The sequence below is a fragment of the Pseudomonas sp. JV449 genome, from assembly GCF_032424295.1.
In the GTDB taxonomy this organism is placed as follows: Bacteria; Pseudomonadota; Gammaproteobacteria; order Pseudomonadales; family Pseudomonadaceae; genus Aquipseudomonas; species Aquipseudomonas marginalis.
This window is the reverse complement of the sequence record NZ_VYKD01000003.1, coordinates 405,361-425,443: the sequence shown is the minus strand read 5'-3', so window position 1 is coordinate 425,443 and position 20,083 is coordinate 405,361. Positions and strand designations below refer to the sequence as shown.

Genomic DNA, 20,083 nt, shown 5'->3' with positions numbered 1-20,083 from the left:
GGCTTAGCGACCGCGAACCGCTTGTTCCAGCTCGGCGAAGCTTGGGCGATGCTTCGGGTACAGCACCTTGCGACCGAACTCCACCGCCAACGAAGGCGGCATGCCGGAAGCGGACGCCACCAGGCTGGCCTTGATCGATTCGTACAGGTTGATTTCTTCCTTGGCATCGTGGGCCAGGGAGGTCGCCAGCGGGCCGAAGAAGCCGTAGGCCGCGAGAATACCGAAGAAGGTACCCACCAGCGCCGCACCTACGTGCATGCCGATAGCCGCCTGGTCACCTTCCCCCAGGGAAGCCATGGTTACCACGATACCCAGCACCGCGGCGACGATACCGAAGCCGGGCATGCCGTCGGCTACACCGGTCACGGCATGGGAAGGATGCTCCAATTCTTCCTTGAGGCTGAACAATTCCATGTCGAACAGGCCCTCAAGCTCATGGGGAGCCATGTTGCCGGAGGACATGATGCGCAGGTAGTCACAGATGTAGGCGGTCATGCGCTCATCTTTGAGCACGGCCGGGTACTTGGCGAAAATCGGGCTGGCCGCGGCGTCCTCGATGTCGGCCTCGATGGCCATCATGCCTTCGCGGCGGCTCTTGTTGAGGATCTCGTAAACCAGGCCCAACACTTCCAGATAGAACGTGTGGGTGAAACGCGAACCGAACATGCCCAGCGACTTCTTGATCACGTGCATGGTCATGTAGCCGGGGTTCGCCTGCAGGAAGGCACCCAGTGCCGCACCACCGATAATCATCACCTCGAAAGGCTGAATCAGTGCCGCAATTTTACCGTGGGACAGGACGTAGCCGCCGAGCACGCTCGCGAAGACGACGATAATGCCGATAATTTTAGCCATAGGAGATGAGTACTTGCGCCGTCGGGTTCATGGACATATTTGGGGGAACTGGAAAACTCTTGTTCTACTTATCGGCAAAACTGCGCCAGACTATAGCCCGTTAAGGCGAAAAGCCAGTTCGGCCCGCTCCGGGTGTGTTGACCGCAAGTGATGATCGCGCCCCAATCATGGCTAATGAAACGACAGTCCCAACTGCAAAACCTGCTTCTCTAGCCGCTTGGATCAAGCGCCTGGACGAAGTGCTGCTGCCTGTTCCACAGGCCAGCCATGACCGCGTGTGCAAAGCCATCCGCGATAGCCGCAGTTCGTTGCGAGATATTGCCGAGCTGATGCAAAACAGCCCGGCCCTCGTACTCAGCGTCATGCGCGAGGCCAACAGCCACACCCATGGCAGCCTGACGGCGCCGGCGGAAAACCTCGAAGTGGCGCTTAACCGCCTGGGCCTCAAACGCGCCGAGGAACTGCTGGCACGCCTGCCGTCAGTGCCGGCCCATGAAATTCCCGTAGCGCTGCGCCAGTTGCTGCTGGTCAGCCAGCACGCCTCGCAACAAGCCAATGGATTGTTCGGCAGTCGCCTGGCGCGGCTGTGGCAGGACATTCATTGGGGCAGCCTGCTGTTTCTTTCACCGCTGTGGCCGATGGCCGTTGCCTACCCCAAGCTCCTGGAAGAATGGGAACTGCGGGTCATCCACAAGGGCGAGTCGGCACGCAAGGTCGAACAGGCATTGTTCGGCGTGCGCCTGCTGGACCTGTGCCTCGGCCTGACCGAGACCTGGCACCTGCCGATCTGGGTTTCCCAGGGGTATACCTTGCTGCGGACCGAGCAGCGCTTGCTGGTCAAGGCCCTGCACATCGCCCGCGAAGACGACCCTCTTCGTCACCAGCAATTGCTCGACGCCGATCCCAACCTGCGCCGCTGGTTGAATCAGCCGGCCAATACGGTACTGCTGGCCAACGGCCTGGCGATGTCGGCCCAGGAGTCCTGGACCTGCCCGCACACCCAGCGCTGGCAATACCTCACCGCGTTGTACCTGCAACAGCCCCTGGGCGAAGTGCAGCAACAGGTCCACCAGCAAGCCGTCACCAGTGCCCGCGACACCTTGATGCCCGATCTCTGGCACCCGGCGCTGTCGCTGATCTGGCCGTGGCATGTACACAAGATTCATCGCGGCCTGTTACCGGCACCACCGCCCACCGCCGAAGCCCTGGCCGTCTGGCGCAAGCGTTGTACCGAACTGCTGGTGGAGCCGAGCCGTTTTGCCAACGCCATGCATTTGACCACGTGCGCCAAGGAAGCCCTGGTGGCCAGCGGCATGCAGCGCGTCCTGTTATTTATGGCCGATCGAGCCCTGAGCACCTTGCGTGTGCATCAGGCCGACGGCCTGCCGAAGGACGCCGCCAACCTGAGCCTGGATGTGGTCAACAGCACGCTGCTGCAGCGCCTGCTGGAAAAGTCCGCCCAGGTGCGCCTCACACCGGAAAACCACGCCCAGTTCTCGGCACTGCTGCCGCCGATCCTGCGCCGCCTGTTCACCGGCGAGCACCTGTTGTTGCGCTCCATGAGCTGCAACGGTCGGGTGGTGATGGTGATGGTCGCCGACCAGGGCGGCGGGCCATTCTCGGAAACCACCGTGCAGGCCTTCGGTAAAACTGCCCAATGCATCGAGAAAGCCCTGCACAGCTTTACCAACCGCAGCGCTTGATGCTTGCGCTACAATCGCCGTCCTTTAATCGCCAACATTTGTGCCCAGGAGACCTCACATGCCTGACTTCTCTGGCTTGCCGCTGGTGATCGAGTCCAGTGACCTGCTCGCTCAACTGGATGCCGAACACCTGATTCTGGTGGACCTCACCAGTGCCGCCCGCTACGCCGAAGGGCACATCCCCGGCGCGCATTTCGTTGACCCCAAGCGCACCCAGCTGGGCCAGGCGCCGGCACCCGGCCTGCTGCCCGGCAAGGCCGAGCTTGAGAAACTGTTCGGCGAACTGGGCCACACGCCCGACGCCACCTACGTGGTCTATGACGACGAAGGCGGTGGCTGGGCCGGGCGTTTCATCTGGATGCTCGATGTGATCGGCCACCAGAAATACCACTACCTGGATGGCGGCCTGCTGGCGTGGCTGGAGGGCAAGCACCCGCTCTCCACCGACGTGCCCGTCCCGGCCGGCGGCCCGGTCAGTCTTACGCTGCACGATGGCCCCACCGCCACCCGCGAATACCTGCAAAGCCGTCTTGGGGCTGCCGACCTGGGCATCTGGGATGCGCGTGGCCCGCTGGAATACTCCGGCGAGAAAGTCCTCGCGGCCAAAGGCGGCCACATCCCCGGCGCGGTGAATTTCGAGTGGACTGCCGGCATGGACAAGGCGCGCAACCTGCGCATTCGCCGCGACATGCCGCAGATCCTCGAAGACCTCGGGCTGACCAAAGACAAAGAAATCATCACCCACTGCCAGACTCATCATCGCTCTGGCTTCACCTACCTGGTGGCCAAGGCGCTCGGTTATCCGCGAGTCAAAGGTTATGCCGGTTCCTGGGGCGAATGGGGCAACCACCCCGACACCCCCGTCGAGATTTAAGGTTTAAGGACAGTCAATGAAAAAGCAGTTGTTTATCCTCAGCCAGTACCTGCTGCCGCACCACCTGCTGTCGCGGTTGGCCGGTTGCGTCGCCGAGTGCCGCGTGCGCTGGTTCAAGAATGCCTTCACCACGTGGTTCGCCAAGCGCTATCAAGTGGACATGTCCCAAGCCCTGGTAGAAGACGTGACCGCTTACGAGCACTTCAACGCCTTCTTCACCCGCGCCCTGAAAGACGGTGCTCGCCCACTGGACCAGACCCCTGGCGCAGTATTGAGCCCAGCCGATGGCGCAGTCAGCCAGCTTGGCCCCATCGAGCACGGTCGTGTGTTCCAGGCCAAAGGCCACAGCTTCAGCGTGCTGGAACTGCTGGGCGGCGATGCAGCGGTCGCTGCGCCGTTCATGGGCGGCGATTTCGCCACCATCTACCTGTCGCCGAAAGACTACCACCGTGTGCATATGCCTCTGGCCGGTACCCTGCGTGAAATGGTCTACGTGCCTGGGCGGATTTTCTCGGTGAACCAGACCACCGCCGAAAACGTGCCGGAGTTGTTCGCGCGTAACGAGCGCGTTGTCTGCCTGTTCGACACCGAACGCGGCCCGATGGCCGTGGTATTGGTCGGTGCGATGATTGTGGCGTCGATTGAAACCGTATGGGCCGGCCTGGTGACTCCGCCGAAGCGCGAGCTGAAAACCTTCCGCTATGACGAAGCTGCCCGCGCACCGATTCACCTGGAGAAGGGTGCGGAATTGGGTCGCTTCAAGTTGGGCTCCACTGCGATCGCGCTGTTCGGGCCGGATCAGGTGAAGTGGGCCGAAGAACTGGTGGCGGGTTCGCCGGTGCAGATGGGCCAAGGCATCGCCTTACCTAAAGCCTGACGCCGAACCCAATGTGGGAGGGGTTTGCCCCCTCCCACATTTAGTCAGTTACAACTGACCGTCGCGGTCGCGAAAACCCAGCAGATACAGCACGCCATCCAACCCCAGGGTAGAAATCGCCTGCTTGGCCGATTGCTTGACCAATGGCTTGGCGCGGAATGCCACACCCAAACCGGCAATTGCCAGCATCGGCAGGTCGTTGGCGCCGTCACCGACCGCAATGGTCTGCTCCAGACGCAAACCTTCCTTGTGGGCCAATTCCTTCAGCAGGTCCGCCTTGCGCTGCGCATCGACAATCGGCTCGACCGCGACGCCGGTCACTTTGCCATCCACCACTTCCAATTCGTTGGCGAACACATAGTCGATGCCCAGCTTGGCCTGCAATTGCTTGGCGAAGTAGGTGAAGCCACCCGACAGGATTGCCGTCTTGTAGCCCAGGCGCTTGAGTTCGGCAAACAGGGTTTCGGCGCCTTCGGTCAGGCGCAGCGACGCGCCGATGGAGTCCAGCACGTTCACGTCCAGGCCCTTGAGCAAAGCCAGGCGCTCCTTGAAGCTGGCGCGGAAATCCAATTCCCCGGCCATGGCGCGCTCGGTGATTTCGGAAACCTGCTCACCCACGCCGGCCGCCTTGGCCAACTCGTCGATAACTTCGGCTTCGATCAGCGTGGAGTCCATGTCGAACACCGCCAGGCGGCGATTGCGACGGAAGAGAGAGTCTTCCTGGAAGGCGATATCGACATTCAGCTCCTGGGCCACGCTGAGGAATTCGGCGCGCAGGGCTTGCGGGTCGGCAGGCTCACCGCGCACGGAGAACTCGATGCAGCCCTTGCCCTTGTCGGCCGGGGTGTCCAATGGCATGCGCCCCGACAGACGGTCGATATGGTCGATGTTCAAACCATACTGCGCGGTAATAGAGCTGACGCGCTGCAGCTGTTCGGCGGTGACCTTGCGGGTCAGCAGCGTCACGATATGGCGCTTCTTGCCCTGGCCGGCCACCCACTGCTGGTAATCCGCTTCGGACACCGGGGTGAAACGCACCTGCTGATCGAGCTTATACGCCGTAAACAGGATGTCCTTGAGCACCGATGAGGCCTGCTCGGTGCTGGGGATTTCCACCAGGATGCCGAACGACAGCGTGTCGTGGATCACCGCCTGGCCGATGTCGAGAATGTTCACACCACCTTGGGCCAGAACGCCGGTAATGGCTGCGGTAAGACCTGGGCGGTCTTCACCAGTGATGTTAATCAGGACAATTTCGCGCAAGGCGCACCCCCAGGCTGGAAAAAAACCGCATTCTACCCACTTTCAGTGACCATCGGGCACAGCCAGCGCTTTGCCGGTCTTGGGCCTGTCGCTATACTGCGCGTCAACTTCACGGACCAAGAGCCGAGCTCAAGTGAACCGGCCCACGCCAGTAAAAACCGACAACTTCTTCCTGCTGATCTTCCGGGCACTGCGCCACCGCCGTGTACCGATCGCATTACGCATCGCCAGCCATAACGTGATCCTGGTCGCATTGGCCCTGGTGATCTACGCCTGCGTGATGGGTTTGCAATTCAAGCAGGCCATGCACGAGCAGGCCGACGCCCTGGGCGAGAGCCTGACCACGCAGACCGCCACTTCGGCGACTGAGCTGCTGGTGTCCAACGACATCCTCAGCCTCAACGTGCTGCTCAACAACCTGACCAAGAACCCGCTGGTGGCCCATGCTGCCATCTACAGCGTGGACAACCGCATCATGGCCGAAGCCGGGCAGCGCCCGAAAAACGGCCTGTTGGGCGAAGCCGAAGGCCTGTACCAGAGCAATATCACGTTTCAGGATGTGAAGGCCGGCCAACTGCGTATCAGCCTCGACATGCAGCAGTTCCAGCAGCCGATGACCATCAGCCTGCAAAGCATGGGCATCCTCAGCGCCATCCTGCTGGCATTGGCCCTGGCCCTGAGCCTGCGCCTGGGGCGGCATATCTCCACGCCGCTCATGCAACTGCGCATCTGGCTGCGGGACATCGACGAGCACACCCCGGCAACCGACCGCCAGGATGAAATCGGCGACCTTGCCCGCCAGCTGCACGCCAGCTTCGCCCCGGAACCGGTGGTGCCCGAGGTCGAGCCAGAGCCTGAATACGACGACACCGATTACGACGAAGAGCCCGAGTTCGAAGTGCGCAACCTGCGTGACCCGGGCTTCGACGAGCGTCCGCCGGTGGCGGGCCTCAAGCCGGCACCGCGCCATCCCTTCAAGGCCGAAGAAGACGAGCTGGACGATGAAGACCCCTTCGCCGACCTGCGCGATACGTCAGCCGACAGCCCCGCAATCGCCCCCAAGGCGGCGCCGGTACGCAGCAGCGAGCCGCAGTACAGCGCTGTGCTCGCCGTGCAATTGGGTGCCCAGGACCAATTGCGTCGCCTGCCCCGCGCACGCCTGACCGAACTGCTGGAGCGCTACCGCGACTGCCTCGACCAGGCCGCCTCGCTGTACCAGAGCGAACTGCACACCCTGAACGACGGCAGCACGCTGATGCTGTTCCACAGCGAAGACAGCGGCGAAGATTACCTGACCAATGCGATTTGCTGCGGTGAGTTGCTGCGCGCCCTGGGCCATGAATTGCAGATCGAAGTCGCCGACAGCGGGATCACCCTGCAACTGCAACTGGGCCTCACCGTGGGCGACGACCTGTTCGGCATGAGCCAGATCGACCTGCTGCTGACTGAAAACGCCCAGGACGCACTGGCCTTGTCCCAACACAGCCGCAACCTGCTGCTGGTGGAGCGCAAGATCAGTGAAGACACGCTGATCCGCCAGCGCGCGCGTATCCGCCCGATTGCCAGCCCTGAGGGGGCAAGCTGCGTGGAGCGGTTGATGGAGCCGTATCCATCGATGCTGGAGCGGCAGTTGGCACGGATGCATGAGACCCGCTCCAAGCCCTGAAGCACACCGCCGGACTAATGTCTCCTGTAGGAGCGAGCTTGCTCGCGAAAAACGTCAACGATAACGCGTTGTTCCTGAATGAACGCGGCGCCTGTGAGTTTTTCGCGAGCAAGCTCGCTCCTACAAAAAGCATTAGGGGTTGCCCCCTCCCATATTTGGATCTCCACAAACCTCAAGTAAATCGCACACAAACAAAAGGCCCGCTGATTCAGCGGGCCTTTTGTTTGTGTGGCATTCAGATCAGAACCTGAACACTTCCATATCCGTACGGATCGGCGTAGCCATCGGCATCTTCGGCTTTTGCGGCTCTGCCGGCTTGGCCTGTACCGGGGCCGACTTACGGGGCGCCTCGGCGATGGGGGGCTGGTTGGCCAGGGGCTTGAGGGCCACCGACAACTGCTGCGCCAATTGCTGCAGCAGCACGCCCTGGGCCTGAACCTGGGACGCGGTGGTGCCGGCATGTTCTTCCTGCAGGTGCACGATGCGGTTATCACGCACCTGGCCGCGACGGTCGATCAAGCGCCATTGCGCATCGAGGATCGCCGGTTGCGATTTACCGGAGTCGAGCCGGGTAATGGTCAGCAAGACCTGCACATCCGGGCTGAAGCCGGTTGGTGCGGGCGCCAGGACCACACGCTGGCTGTCCAACTGACCGGCCACCTGACGCAACATCAACTGGTTGATGTCAGACGATAAACTGCCTGCCCAACGACCATCGGTGGAACCTTGCAGGCTTCCATCGTTCTGACGTTGCAGCAGGGTTTCGCGTTGCAGGTAGTCGGCGACGACCACCGGCCCGAGCAAAACGGCCATGCCAGCGGTCTGGGCTGGCTGAGCTGGACTTCCGCTGTCCAGCTGGTACAGCGACACAGGCTGGTGTGTGCTGCAACCCGCCAACCCCAAAAGGCCAGCGAGCATCAAAAATAGAGGAACGCGTGGAGCAGTCATCATCCCATCCAGGTGGCTGCCACAAGGCGAACCACAATGTAATACTAAAAATAACCTAAACACGCTCGGCCACGCCGGCGCTGGAAAGGCCATATCATCCGTGAATATGCGCCATGACTCCAGCGCCAAAGCGTCGATCTACGCTTTAAATCGTAGATCGAGGGCTCTAATACGCCTTAAACCGGCGTTTCCACCAGCAAAGCATCCACACGCTGGAAGCCGCGAGGCAGTTTATTACCGCGACGACCACGCTCGCCCTTGTAGTGTTCGAGGTCGTCGGGGCGCAATGACAACGTGCGCTTGCCGGCCTGGAGCACCAGGGTGGCACCTTCCGGGATCACCGCGATGTCGGTCACGTACTCTTCGCGACTGGCCACCCGCTCGCCGGGAATACCAATAATCTTGTTGCCCTTGCCTTTGCCCAACTGCGGCAGATCGCTGATCTTGAACACCAGCAAGCGCCCTTCGGTGGTCACCGACGCCAGCCAGTTGCCTTCGCGGTCTTCCACCGGACGCGGCAGGATGACCTTGGCGTTGTTCGGCAGGCTCAACAACGCCTTGCCCGCCTTGTTCTTGGCCTGCAGGTCTTCACCCTTGACCACGAACCCGTAACCCGCGTCGGAAGCGATCACATACAGAGAATCGTCATCCGGCAGCAGCACACATTCAAAATTCGCCCCAGGTGGCGGCGTCAGGCGACCGGTCAACGGCTCGCCCTGCCCCCGCGCCGATGGCAAGGTATGGGCCGGCACCGAATAACTGCGCCCGGTGGAGTCAATAAACACCGCAAACTGGTTGGAGCGCCCGGCGGCGGCAGTCTTGAAGCCATCACCGGCCTTGTACGACAAGCCAGTGGCGTCAATATCATGCCCTTTGGCTGAGCGAACCCAACCCTTTTCCGACAGAACGACGGTAATTTTCTCGTTCGGCAGCAGTTCGGTCTCTGTCAGCGCCTTGGCTTCGGCACGTTGCACGATTGGCGAACGGCGGTCGTCGCCATAGGTTTCGGCGTCCTTGATCAACTCGCTGCGCACCAGCTTCTTCAGCTTGGCTTCGCTGCCCAGCAGGGCTTGCAGCTTGGCTTGCTCCTTGAGCAGCGCGTCCTGTTCGTCGCGCAGCTTCATCTCTTCCAGGCGTGCCAACTGACGCAAGCGGGTGTCGAGGATGTAGTCGGCCTGGATCTCGCTCAGCTCGAAGCGCGCGATCAGCTCAGCTTTCGGGTGCTCCGCGGTACGGATGATGTGGATCACTTCATCCAGGTTGAGGTAGGCAATCAGCAAGCCGTCCAACAGGTGCAGGCGCCGTTCGACCTTGTCGAGGCGGAACTGCAGGCGGCGGCGTACGGTTTGTATCCGGAACTCCAGCCACTCGACCAGCAGGTTGCGCAGGTTTTTCAACTGCGGCTTGCCGTCCAGGCCGATGATATTGACGTTGACCCGGTAGCTGGACTCCAGCTCAGTGCTGGCAAACAGATGCTGCATCAGCACTTCGTGGTCGACCCGGCTGTTGGTCGGGATGATCACAATACGGCATGGGTTTTCGTGGTCGGACTCGTCACGCAAGTCAGCGACCTGGGGCAATTTCGACGGCTTGGCCTGCATCAGCGCGGCAATCTGTTCCAGCACCTTGGCACCGGACACCTGGTGCGGCAGGGCGGTGACGATAATGTCGCCGTCTTCGATGTGATACACGGCGCGCATGCGCACCGAGCCCTTGCCGGTTTCGTACATCTTCAGCAGGTCGGCGCGCGGCGTGATGATTTCCGCTTCGGTCGGGTAATCCGGGCCCTGGATATGCTCGCACAGCTGCTCGACCGTGGCCTTGGGCTCATCCAGCAAGCGTACGCAGGCGGTGGCGACTTCGCGCAGGTTATGTGGCGGTACGTCGGTGGCCATGCCGACCGCGATACCGGTGGTGCCATTGAGCAGGATATTCGGCAAACGTGCGGGCAACACCAGGGGTTCGTCGAGAGTACCGTCAAAGTTCGGTCCCCAGTTCGCGGTACCCTGGCCCAGTTCGCTGAGCAACACTTCCGAATAGCGCGACAGGCGCGCCTCGGTGTAACGCATGGCCGCGAAGGACTTGGGATCATCCGGCGCACCCCAGTTACCCTGGCCGTCGACGAGGGTGTAGCGGTAGCTGAACGGCTGGGCCATCAGCACCATGGCTTCGTAGCACGCCGAATCGCCGTGGGGGTGGAACTTACCGAGCACGTCACCGACGGTACGCGCCGACTTCTTGTGCTTGGAATCGGCGTCCAGGCCCAACTCACTCATGGCGTAGATGATGCGCCGCTGTACGGGCTTGAGGCCGTCGCCGATATGCGGCAATGCACGGTCCATGATCACGTACATGGAGTAGTTGAGGTAGGCATTTTCGGTGAAGTCAGCCAGCGACCGGCGTTCTACGCCATCTAAGCTGTCTGCGAGGATGTCACTCATGCGGGCCTCATCATTGTTTGGTAAGGCGCAGCGGAAATGCCGCCGCGCCGATCGATTCAAAAAAGTAGCGGCTCATGGCTGGGCGCTCCAGCCGCCAGCGGGGGCGGCAAAACGATAGACCATGGGGCGTTTTTCACCATCGGCGCGGGGGCCGAAATTATTGTCGATGCCCAGCCAGGCACCGTCTGCGTCCAGCACCAGGGCTTCGGCCAGGCCATAGGGCTGGGCGTAACGCCGCTCGGGCGTCAGGGTTTCGTCGGCGAACGACCAGCACAGCTCGACCTTGGCCGTGACCGTATCGCGCCGGCAGATCTGGAACGCATTGCGCTCCAGGGTAAACAGCTTGCCGTTGAACAGTGACAGATCGGCGAAATCCTTGGACACCGCCTTGGCACCGACGAACTTGGCCGGCTGCATCTCCTGGCCGGCCTCGCTCAGCAACACGCAAGGGCCGTCGCAATCCCACAGGCTTTGCGGGCGCTTGATGGAGATGAGGCCGCGCCGCTCACGCTCCGCAGCCAGCCAGATCTGATTGCCCTCGGGGTTGATTGCCAGGCCTTCGAACAACGCATTGAAGTGCAGCAACATGCCACTGGCCCGGGCTTCACGCACCATGCCCGGGGCGATCTTCAACCATTCAGGCGCACCGCTCACCGGTACTTGCAGCACCGCCGCATGGGCTTCGCTGACAATGTAGCGATTGCCGGCGGCATCGCAGGTGATGCCTTCGAAATCCAGGTCGCCGCCGCGAATGAACGACGCAGCCTTGGTGCGCGAACGCAGCCCCCAGGGCAGCCCGGATTCCGGCACCGGCGGCACATCGATGCTTACCGCTTCGGCTTGCCAGGTCGGCGCACGGGTATCGAGACGGTAGATCTGGTCGTCATCACGATCGGAAACCGTCCACAGCTCCTTGCCACACAGCGCCAGGCCCGACAGGTTCCCGCCGCGCATGCCGTCCACCGGGTGTTCGGACACCAGCTTGAGCTCAGCCACGGGCGCGGCAACTACCGAAGTGGCCACCAGCCCGCTCAACATCAGGATCGCCAGGGCGACACCTGTGCGCATCAGCCCAGGACCTCAGCCAGGTTGCCCTTGGATTCCAGCCAGGACTTGCGGTCCGGCGCGCGTTTCTTCGCCAGCAGCATGTCCATCATTTCCGAGGTGGCGGCGAAGTCTTCCAGGGTCAACTGCACCAGGCGCCGGGTGTTGGGGTCCATGGTGGTCTCACGCAGTTGCGGCGGGTTCATTTCACCCAGGCCCTTGAATCGGGTGACCTGCGGCTTGCCACGCTTCTTCTCGGCCACCAGGCGGTCGAGAATGCCATCGCGCTCGGCTTCGTCCAGGGCGTAGAAAATCTCCTTTCCCAGGTCGATCCGGTACAGCGGCGGCATGGCGACGTAGACGTGACCGGCATCCACCAACGGACGGAAGTGCTGCACGAACAACGCGCACAGCAGGGTCGCGATGTGCAGGCCGTCGGAGTCGGCGTCGGCGAGGATGCAGATCTTGCCGTAGCGCAGCTGGCTCATGTCGGCTGCGCCTGGGTCGACGCCGATGGCCACGGCAATGTTGTGCACTTCCTGGCTGGCAAGGACTTCGCTGCCATCGACTTCCCAGGTATTGAGGATCTTGCCGCGCAACGGCAGGATCGCCTGGAATTCCTTGTCCCGCGCTTGCTTGGCGGAACCACCGGCGGAGTCACCTTCGACCAGGAACAGCTCGGAGCGCATCGGGTCCTGCCCGGCGCAATCGGCCAACTTACCCGGCAATGCCGGGCCCTGGGTAATGCGCTTGCGCTCGACCTTCTTGCTGGCCTTGAGGCGACGGCCGGCGTTGTTGATCGCCAGTTCCGCCAGGGCCAGGCCCAGTTCCGGGTGCTCGTTGAGCCACAGGCTGAAAGCATCCTTGACCACACCGGAGACAAACGCCGCCGCTTCGCGGGACGACAGGCGTTCCTTGGTCTGGCCGGAGAACTGCGGCTCTTGCATTTTCATCGACAGCACGAACGCAATGCGCTCCCACACGTCTTCCGGCGCCAGCTTCACGCCACGCGGCAGCAGGCTGCGGTATTCGCAGAATTCGCGCATGGCGTCCAGCAGGCCCTGGCGCAGGCCGTTGACGTGGGTGCCGCCCTGGGCGGTGGGGATCAGGTTGACATAGCTTTCCTGCACGCTGTCGCCGCCTTCGGGCAGCCACAGCAGCGCCCAGTCGACGGCTTCCTTGTTGCCGGCCAGGCTGCCGCAGAACGGCTCGTTGGGCAGGCGTTCGAAATCACTGACGGAGTCTTCCAGGTAGGAACGCAGGCCGTCTTCGTAGTGCCACTCGACTTTCTCGCCAGTGCCTTTGTCTTCAAAGGTCACCAGCAGGCCCGGGCACAATACGGCCTTGGCCTTGAGCACGTGCTTGAGGCGGCTGATGGAGAATTTCGGCGAATCGAAGTACTTAGGGTCCGGCGCGAAGTACACGCTGGTGCCGGTATTGCGCTTGCCGACGGTACCGATGACCTGCAGGTCGGTGGCTTTGTAGCCATCGGCGAAGGTCATCTCGTACTCGTTGCCGTCGCGCTTGACCTTGACCCGCACCAACGTGGACAGGGCGTTGACCACGGAAATACCCACACCGTGCAAGCCACCGGAGAACTGGTAGTTCTTGTTGGAGAACTTACCGCCGGCGTGCAGCTTGGTGAGGATCAGCTCGACGCCCGACACACCCTCTTCCGGGTGAATGTCCACCGGCATGCCGCGACCATCGTCGGACACTTCCAGGGAGTGGTCGGCGTGAAGAATGACGTGCACCGACTTGGCGTGCCCGGCCAAGGCTTCGTCGACGCTGTTGTCGATGACTTCCTGGGCAAGGTGGTTCGGCCGACTGGTGTCGGTGTACATGCCGGGGCGTTTGCGCACCGGGTCGAGGCCCGAGAGGACTTCGATGGCGTCGGCGTTATAAGAGCTAGCGCTGGGAGTGGCCATGGGGTCTCGTCGTGAGTCGTTCGATTAAAAAGTAACCTGCAATTTCCAAGGCAATTACAGTGCCGAGAAATCGAAGGATTGATACTGATCTGCGCCAATGCCGGCAAAACTCAACAATGCCGGTAATTGCTGGGCAAACCCCTGGTAACCATGGTCGCCACCGGCCTGGATGCGCAAGGCACAGGCCCGGTAATACTGCTGGGCGAGGCGATAATCCAGTGTTTCATCGCCGGTCTGCAACCACACCTGGTAACGCGCGGCGTCCTGGGGCGCCGGTACTTCCAGCTCGGCCAGCGCCGTGACATGGTCGTGGGTCAGTTCCCAGGTTTCATCGGTGTAGAGGTTCTTCTGGGTGCCCAGGTAACCGTCGAACATCCGATGGGGGCTGACCGCCGGGTTGACCAGGAGTGCCTTGAGGCCATGGCGCTCGGCAAGATGGGTTGCATAGTAGCCGCCGAGCGAGCTGCCGACCAGCAGCGGCCGCCCCAGCTGGGCAATGGCTTCCTCCAATTGAGGAATTGCCTGACGGGGATGGTGATGCAGGGCCGGCACGCGCAATTGATCAGCCAGGCCCAGGGTGTCCATCACGGTAACCAGCTGGCAGGCCTTGTTGGACGCGGGCGCACTGTTGAAACCGTGGATATACAGGATCGAAGCGGACATGCCGGGGCCTCGCTGGGGCTGCCAAAGAGGCGCAGTTTACAGGGAACAGGGGGCTTGTGGGTGCAGCCGATCGCCGCTGACGGTACTATCTGCGGCCCGGGAACCCGGATATATGGCCGGAGGCCAGTGGCCCGACTTCAAGCGGGGAAACACCATGCAACTTGAATGGCTTGAGGATTTTGTCGAACTGGCGCGCACTCGCAGCCTGTCGCGTGCCGCCGAAAATCGCTGTGTCACGCATCCAGCGTTCGGTCGACGTATCCGGGCGCTGGAAGAATGGGTCGGCACGCCATTGATCGAGCGCAAGCAACCCCTGTCACTGACACCCTGCGGCCTGCTGTTCCTTGATGCCGCCACTCAATCGCTGGAATTGCTGGGCACTGTCAGAGCGCAGTTCAAAAATGACACCCTCAGCCGCGACGAACCGGTGCGCATCGCCACCGGCCGGACCCTGGCCTGTGACTTTTTCCCCGATTGGTACGAGTCATTGCACCCGAAACTGGGCAGCTTTGCGGTGTCATTGCTCACCAGCGGTGCGCAAGAAGCGATCAGCCGGTTGTCCGCCGGCGAGGTTGATCTGCTGCTGAGTTTTTCCAGCCCGCTGACCCAGACGCTGTTGGACCCGGAGCATTTCGACTCCCGAGTACTGGCCAAGGAGGAACTGCTACCGGTCAGCGCCCCGAGCGCCCCTGGGCAGCCGCAACTGCAGATACTCGCCGACAGCAACGCCCTGCCCATCCCTTGGCTGGCCTTCTCACCCACTCTGACACTGCGCAGCGTACTGGCCCGGCATTTGGATCGACTGCCGCAGCGCCTGGCGCTGCGAATGGTTTACCAAGCGGACTCCTATGACGCCATTCTGGAAATGGCCAAGCGTGGCCGGGGGCTGGCGTGGTTGCCGCGCATGGTCGTCAACGACGCGCTGGCATCGGGCGAGCTGCTGATGGCGGGGGGCGCCGAATTTTGCGTCAGTTTCGACGTTTCGCTGCATCGCCTGCGCGCCAACCGGAGCGAGATGGTGATGAGGATATGGACAGCCTTGACCCCCTCCACCACCCAGTAGCCGGATTTACGCGCTCTATCACCGCTGCCGGCAACAACCTGCCGGGTCGTGCCGAAACAGCTCAAATCTGTGCCGAAAGAGCAATTGCCGTTCTGCCGCCTTTGGTTCACTTTCATCCGGGCTTTCACCCATAACAATTAACGCCTTCGATGTCGCCAGGCCGCGCTGCGGTTCGGAGAGTCCGTAGGCCAATAGTGAAACAAACCCGGTGCACACTCATGACAACTCAATCATCCGCCTTATCATCGGCCCAAGCTCCCACCCGGCGCGGCCCATGGAAAGAGATCATCGCTGCCAGCGTCGGCAACGCGCTGGAGTTCTATGACTTACTGATCTATGGCTATTTTGCAGTCGTCATCGGCAAACAGTTTTTTCCGTCCGATAACGAAACCACCTCATTGCTGCTGGCCGTAGGCTCGTTCGGCATTTCCTTTTTGATGCGCCCGCTGGGCGCCATTGTGCTCGGTTCATACACCGACAGAGCCGGACGAAAGGCGTCATTGACGCTGTCGATCATGATCATGCTGGTCGGCACCGCAATGATTACGTTCGCCCCGACCTATGAGCAGATCGGCCTGGCGGCGCCGCTGCTGATCATCGTTGCCCGCATGCTCCAGGGGTTTTCCACGGGCGGCGAATTTGGCGCGGCGACCGCGTTCATGGTCGAACACGCCGACGCCGGGCGACGGGGTTTCTTTGCCAGCTGGCAATTGTCTACCCAGGGGCTGGCAACTGTGCTGGCGGCGGGTGTCAGTGCGATCCTCAGCTATGCGCTGTCGGATGTGCAGTTGAACGATTGGGGCTGGCGTGTAGCCTTCGGCTTCGGCCTGCTGATCGGGCCGGTAGGCTTTTACATTCGCAGACAAATCGATGAAACGCCGGACTTCAAGAAAAACGTAGCCAACGTAGCGGTCAAGACCCCACTGCGGGATGTCCTGATCAAAGGGCACGTCAGCCTGTTGCTGGCTATCGGCGTGGTGGCGGGCGCGACCGCATTCAATTACGTGCATAAGCTGTACATGCCGATCTACGCCTTTAAACAACTGAGCATCACTGCCACGTCGTCCTACCTGGGGGCCCTGATGACCGGCATTACGTTGATGCTCATGGCCCCGATTTTCGGTGGGCTTTCCGATCGCCACGGGCGATTCCGAGTGTTGACCATCGCCTTGTCGATTACCGGACTGTCGTCTTATCCGATGTTCCTGCTGCTCAATATCTTCCCCAGTTTCTCCACGCTGCTGGTCGTGCAAGCGCTTGTCGGCGTATTGATTGCGGCCTGCCTGGGGCCAATCCCGGCAATGCTTGCCGACATCTTCCCAACCAGCATTCGCGGTACTGGGCTGGCGCTGAGCTACAACTTTTCCGTGACCCTGTTTGGTGGTTTCGCCCCGTTGATCGTGACCTGGATGATCGAGGCAAGCGGCAGCAAACTGGCGCCGAGCTTTTATGTGATGGCAACCATTTTGATCAGCGTACTGGCGATCGCCTGCCTGGGCCGGCGCATGCGCAGCGCCCATCCCTGCGCCAGTTAAGGGCCGCGAGTCCCCCCTGCTTGTCGCGGCTCGCCCCCGCGACAAGGTACCCACCTTGAGCCCTCGGAGGCAGACATGAAAACCCTTGAGCAGGTTCGTGCATCACTGACACCGTACCCTGTGGAAGTCGAGTTCCCCGATCTCAGCCAATGGAAAGCCGGCAACTGCGGGATCGACTATGTCCACAGTTTTGACAGCGGCACGCCTGGGCCACATGTGCTGGTCATGGCACTGACCCATGGCAATGAAGTCAGCGGAGCAATCGCAGTAGACGCCTTGCTGCGCAGCGGCGTGCGCCCTCGCAAAGGCCGTTTGTCACTGGCGTTCGGCAATATCGAGGCCTATCACCGCTTCGACCCACACGACATTGACGCCACCCGTTTTGTCGACGAGGACATGAACCGTGTCTGGCTACCATCAACACTGGACGGCGACCGAGACTCCGTGGAACTGCGTCGCGCACGTGAGCTGCGACCGCTGATCGACAGTGTCGACTTGCTGCTCGATATCCATTCGATGCACGAAGAATCCCCACCACTGATGATGTGTGGGGCCTGCGCCAAAGGCCTGAAATTCGCAAAATCGTTAGGCGTACCGGCAACCGTGGTGGTCGACGCCGGCCACGCCAATGGCCGGCGTATGCGTGACTATGGTGGGTTTGGCGATCCCGCCAGCCAAAAAAACGCACTGCTGATCGAGACCGGCCAACATTTTTCTAAAAAAAGCCAACACGTCGCCCTCGATATTGCCGCACGCTTCCTGATGGCGACTGATGCAGTCGCCGAGGCCGACGTCTTGAAGCTCCTGAGCCAGGAAAAGCCGGGGCCCCAGCAATGCCTGCAAGTCACTGAACCGGTGATCGCCCACAGCATGGACTTCCGTTTTACCGATGACTTCCGCGGCCTTGAGCGCATAGCCCAGGCTGGAACAGTGATCGCTCGGGACGACCGGCGCGAGATCGTCACACCCCATGACGACTGCGTGTTGATCCAGCCCTCGCTGCGGCAGTTGGGTCCAGGGGTTACGGTAGTGAGGCTGGCGAAGGTTCTGGATATTTAGCCGCCGAGACGTCAATAGCCGTCACTGCCGTAGTCCACCTGGAAGGCGAAGCCTTCGACCCGCTCCACCCCGGTCTCCAACCGTCCGTCGGCATACAGGCGCAACCAACGATAACCCGGCGCTTGCTCGCTGACCTTGAAATCCTCGCTGCCCGGCGCGAACTGGATGCAGGTGGACGGCGAAGCCAGCAGGCGCACGCCGTTGCGCTCGCGGTCGATCTCCTGGTGCACGTGGCCCCAGAGCACTGCCCTCACCTGCGGAAAACGGTCCAGCACGGCAAACAACGCATCGGGGTTGCGCAAGCCGATAGGTTCCATCCACGCACAGCCGATGGGCACCGGGTGATGGTGGAAACACACCAGATGATGGCGGTTCGGGGCTTCGCTCAAGGCTTGAGCCAGCAATTGCAGCTGCGAATCCTGCAGGTAGCCCGGCACCGAGCCCGGCACGGCGGAGTCGAGCAGGGTGATACGCCAGTTGCCGACGTCCACTACGGGCTCCAGCAGGTCACTGTGCGCGGCGGCGTGCACCATAATCTGCGGTTCGTCGTGATTACCGGGAATCCAGCGCGCCGGGGCCTTGATCTGCTGAGTCAGGTCACGAAATGCCTGGTAAGACGCCAGCGTACCGTCCTGGGACAAGTCCCCCGTGGCCACTACCAGGTCGATGTGCGGCTGTTGCTGGCGCACCAATCCAATCACCCGCTGCAGGCTCTCACGGGTGTTCATGCCCAACAGCAGGCTGTCGGCCTCGGCAAACAGGTGGCTGTCGGACAGCTGCACCAGCAGCGCAGCATCGGGGTTCAAGGTGGATACGCTCGGCAAGGCGCTCTCCCAAGGCAATCACAGGAATATAGAGTTGGAGCGATTATGCTGGGGCAGGACGCAAAGAGGAAACCCAGGAAGCAGACGCAGTTCACATCTACCGCACGACTTCGAACTCGTGGCCCAGGGCCAGGCAGTGGCTCAACCATTCACCGAGGAACACATTGAGCTGTGCTTTCTCATCGGGCTGGTGCATGAACACATTCGGGTAAGGATAAATGCTGCGAAAGCGCCGCGCATGTTCGGCGCTGATCACTTCGGCCATCCGCGCATCGTGGTACACCTGCACTTCCAGCTGCGGCACCGGCAGCCACGGCAGGCTGTGTTCCTGGCGCACCCGCAGGGTGGTGGTGTACGGGCAATTGACGATGACTTCCAGGGCCAGCACGCCCAGCATCTGGTCGCCATGGGTCACGCCGATGCGGCGCGCCTCCGGGGTGTGGCGCATGTCGGGCAACAGACGCATCAGCCGCGCATAGTTGGCCTCGCAGGCGGCTTGCAGCCCGATCAGGTCGACTCGATAACGTTCCCGTGCCTTTACTGCCATAACCCCCTCACTTCCGCGCGATTAAGCGCAAGCCATTGCAGGGCGATAATGCTGGCTGCGTTGGAAATCCTGCCGTCGCGCACGGCTTGCAGGGCGTCTTCAAAAGCCCAGACCGTGACGCGGATGTCTTCTGCCTCTTCTTCCAGTCCATGGACACCACCGGCCCCCGAGCTGTCGCAGCGACCCAGGTACAAGTGGACAAATTCGGTACTGCCACCGGGCGACGGGAAATACTTGGTGATCGGCCACAGTGCGGAGAACGTCAGCCCAGCTTCCTCCTCGGCCTCGCGGTGTGCAACCTCCTCCGGCTGCTCATCCCTGTCGATCAGGCCGGCGACCATCTCGATCAACCATGGATTGTCGGTACGGCCCATGGCACCCACGCGAAACTGCTCGTTGAGCACCACTTCATCACGCTGCGGATCGTAGGGCAGAACACACACGGCGTCGTGACGGACGAAGACTTCGCGATTGATCACTCGGCTCATGCCGCCAGCGAATTTTTCGTGGCGCAATTGCACGCGATCGAGCTGGTAGAAGCCCTTGTAGGCATTGTCGCGCTGAACAATCTCGATCGTGCTCGGCGTCGATTTCGCAATGTCTGTCATACCCTTCCTCATCATGTCCGGTGCAATTCGCGCCATCCTAACGCGCTCGTGCCCCTTGGTGCAGCCCCTTTGCGGTTGCCGGGCCAGACGGAGGAGGTCAAACTCACGCTCAATCAGCTTAGTGGCGAACTGACTGCCTTGCTGGTAGTCGAAGCTGCACAATTTCGCTCTTATCGATAGACGAA

The 20,083-nt window shown here is 61.6% G+C and carries 17 protein-coding genes; 7 read left to right on the top strand and 10 right to left on the bottom strand.

Features of this window, described 5'->3' with window-relative positions; translation table 11 throughout:
* Nucleotides 1-3 precede the first annotated feature (3 nt).
* On the bottom strand, nucleotides 4-855 hold the full coding sequence (motA, locus tag F6S08_RS03295) for a flagellar motor stator protein MotA (RefSeq protein ID WP_053139364.1): 852 nt from the start codon (nucleotides 853-855) through the stop codon (nucleotides 4-6).
* Between the two features lie 167 nt (nucleotides 856-1,022).
* Between motA and F6S08_RS03290 the strand changes: the two genes are divergently transcribed.
* Genes F6S08_RS03290 through asd form a run of 3 tightly spaced genes read left to right on the top strand, consistent with a single transcriptional unit; the run spans nucleotide 1,023 to nucleotide 4,309 of the window.
* Nucleotides 1,023-2,558, top strand: coding sequence for an HDOD domain-containing protein (locus F6S08_RS03290; protein WP_315871280.1), 1,536 nt, complete (start codon nucleotides 1,023-1,025; stop codon nucleotides 2,556-2,558).
* A gap of 58 nt (nucleotides 2,559-2,616) precedes the next feature.
* A complete protein-coding gene (locus F6S08_RS03285) occupies nucleotides 2,617-3,432 on the top strand; it encodes a rhodanese-like domain-containing protein (RefSeq protein WP_065946609.1) in 816 nt (271 codons plus the stop codon).
* A gap of 16 nt (nucleotides 3,433-3,448) precedes the next feature.
* Nucleotides 3,449-4,309 (top strand): archaetidylserine decarboxylase, encoded by an 861-nt coding sequence (gene asd, locus F6S08_RS03280; RefSeq protein WP_315871279.1) that lies wholly within the window; start codon nucleotides 3,449-3,451, stop codon nucleotides 4,307-4,309.
* 48 nt (nucleotides 4,310-4,357) lie between these two features.
* Here asd and serB read toward each other — a convergent pair whose 3' ends face one another.
* A complete protein-coding gene (serB, locus tag F6S08_RS03275) occupies nucleotides 4,358-5,572 on the bottom strand; it encodes a phosphoserine phosphatase SerB (RefSeq protein WP_065925636.1) in 1,215 nt (404 codons plus the stop codon).
* Between the two features lie 133 nt (nucleotides 5,573-5,705).
* On the opposite strand from serB, the gene F6S08_RS03270 reads away from it, so the two are divergent.
* Nucleotides 5,706-7,238, top strand: a complete 1,533-nt coding sequence (locus tag F6S08_RS03270; protein WP_315871278.1) for an AhpA/YtjB family protein — start codon at nucleotides 5,706-5,708, stop codon at nucleotides 7,236-7,238.
* Between the two features lie 240 nt (nucleotides 7,239-7,478).
* Here F6S08_RS03270 and F6S08_RS03265 read toward each other — a convergent pair whose 3' ends face one another.
* From F6S08_RS03265 to F6S08_RS03245, 5 genes are all read right to left on the bottom strand, one after another.
* The gene (locus F6S08_RS03265) at nucleotides 7,479-8,189 is read right to left on the bottom strand and encodes a membrane integrity-associated transporter subunit PqiC (protein WP_027604914.1); all 711 of its coding nucleotides are present in this window, start codon (nucleotides 8,187-8,189) and stop codon (nucleotides 7,479-7,481) included.
* 173 nt (nucleotides 8,190-8,362) lie between these two features.
* Nucleotides 8,363-10,627, bottom strand: coding sequence for a DNA topoisomerase IV subunit A (parC, locus tag F6S08_RS03260; RefSeq protein ID WP_065925637.1), 2,265 nt, complete (start codon nucleotides 10,625-10,627; stop codon nucleotides 8,363-8,365).
* A 72-nt stretch (nucleotides 10,628-10,699) separates the two neighbouring features.
* Nucleotides 10,700-11,695, bottom strand: coding sequence for an esterase-like activity of phytase family protein (locus F6S08_RS03255; protein WP_065925638.1), 996 nt, complete (start codon nucleotides 11,693-11,695; stop codon nucleotides 10,700-10,702).
* Nucleotides 11,695-13,599, bottom strand: a complete 1,905-nt coding sequence (parE, locus tag F6S08_RS03250) for a DNA topoisomerase IV subunit B (RefSeq protein ID WP_027604917.1) — start codon at nucleotides 13,597-13,599, stop codon at nucleotides 11,695-11,697. Before parE ends, F6S08_RS03255 begins: the two co-directional genes overlap by 1 nt.
* A gap of 54 nt (nucleotides 13,600-13,653) precedes the next feature.
* Nucleotides 13,654-14,262, bottom strand: a complete 609-nt coding sequence (locus F6S08_RS03245; RefSeq protein ID WP_137211609.1) for a YqiA/YcfP family alpha/beta fold hydrolase — start codon at nucleotides 14,260-14,262, stop codon at nucleotides 13,654-13,656.
* 154 nt (nucleotides 14,263-14,416) lie between these two features.
* Here F6S08_RS03245 and F6S08_RS03240 point away from each other — a divergent pair, with 154 nt between their 5' ends.
* From F6S08_RS03240 to F6S08_RS03230, 3 genes are all read left to right on the top strand, one after another.
* On the top strand, nucleotides 14,417-15,325 hold the full coding sequence (locus tag F6S08_RS03240; RefSeq protein ID WP_065925844.1) for a LysR family transcriptional regulator: 909 nt from the start codon (nucleotides 14,417-14,419) through the stop codon (nucleotides 15,323-15,325).
* 218 nt (nucleotides 15,326-15,543) lie between these two features.
* A complete protein-coding gene (locus tag F6S08_RS03235) occupies nucleotides 15,544-16,860 on the top strand; it encodes an MFS transporter (protein WP_065946613.1) in 1,317 nt (438 codons plus the stop codon).
* Nucleotides 16,861-16,935: 75 nt separating this feature from the next.
* A complete protein-coding gene (locus F6S08_RS03230; protein WP_065925641.1) occupies nucleotides 16,936-17,919 on the top strand; it encodes a M14 family metallopeptidase in 984 nt (327 codons plus the stop codon).
* 11 nt (nucleotides 17,920-17,930) lie between these two features.
* On the opposite strand, the gene cpdA is transcribed toward F6S08_RS03230, so the two are convergent.
* The 3 genes from cpdA to F6S08_RS03215 form a co-directional block, all read right to left on the bottom strand.
* Nucleotides 17,931-18,743 (bottom strand): 3',5'-cyclic-AMP phosphodiesterase, encoded by an 813-nt coding sequence (gene cpdA / locus F6S08_RS03225; RefSeq protein ID WP_065925642.1) that lies wholly within the window; start codon nucleotides 18,741-18,743, stop codon nucleotides 17,931-17,933.
* Nucleotides 18,744-18,840: 97 nt separating this feature from the next.
* Nucleotides 18,841-19,290: a DUF1249 domain-containing protein gene (locus F6S08_RS03220; protein WP_017526444.1), complete on the bottom strand. Its 450-nt coding sequence runs from the start codon at nucleotides 19,288-19,290 to the stop codon at nucleotides 18,841-18,843.
* Complete coding sequence (locus F6S08_RS03215) at nucleotides 19,281-19,898, bottom strand: NUDIX domain-containing protein (RefSeq protein WP_027604920.1); 618 nt, start codon at nucleotides 19,896-19,898, stop codon at nucleotides 19,281-19,283. Before F6S08_RS03215 ends, F6S08_RS03220 begins: the two co-directional genes overlap by 10 nt.
* Nucleotides 19,899-20,083: the final 185 nt, after the last annotated feature.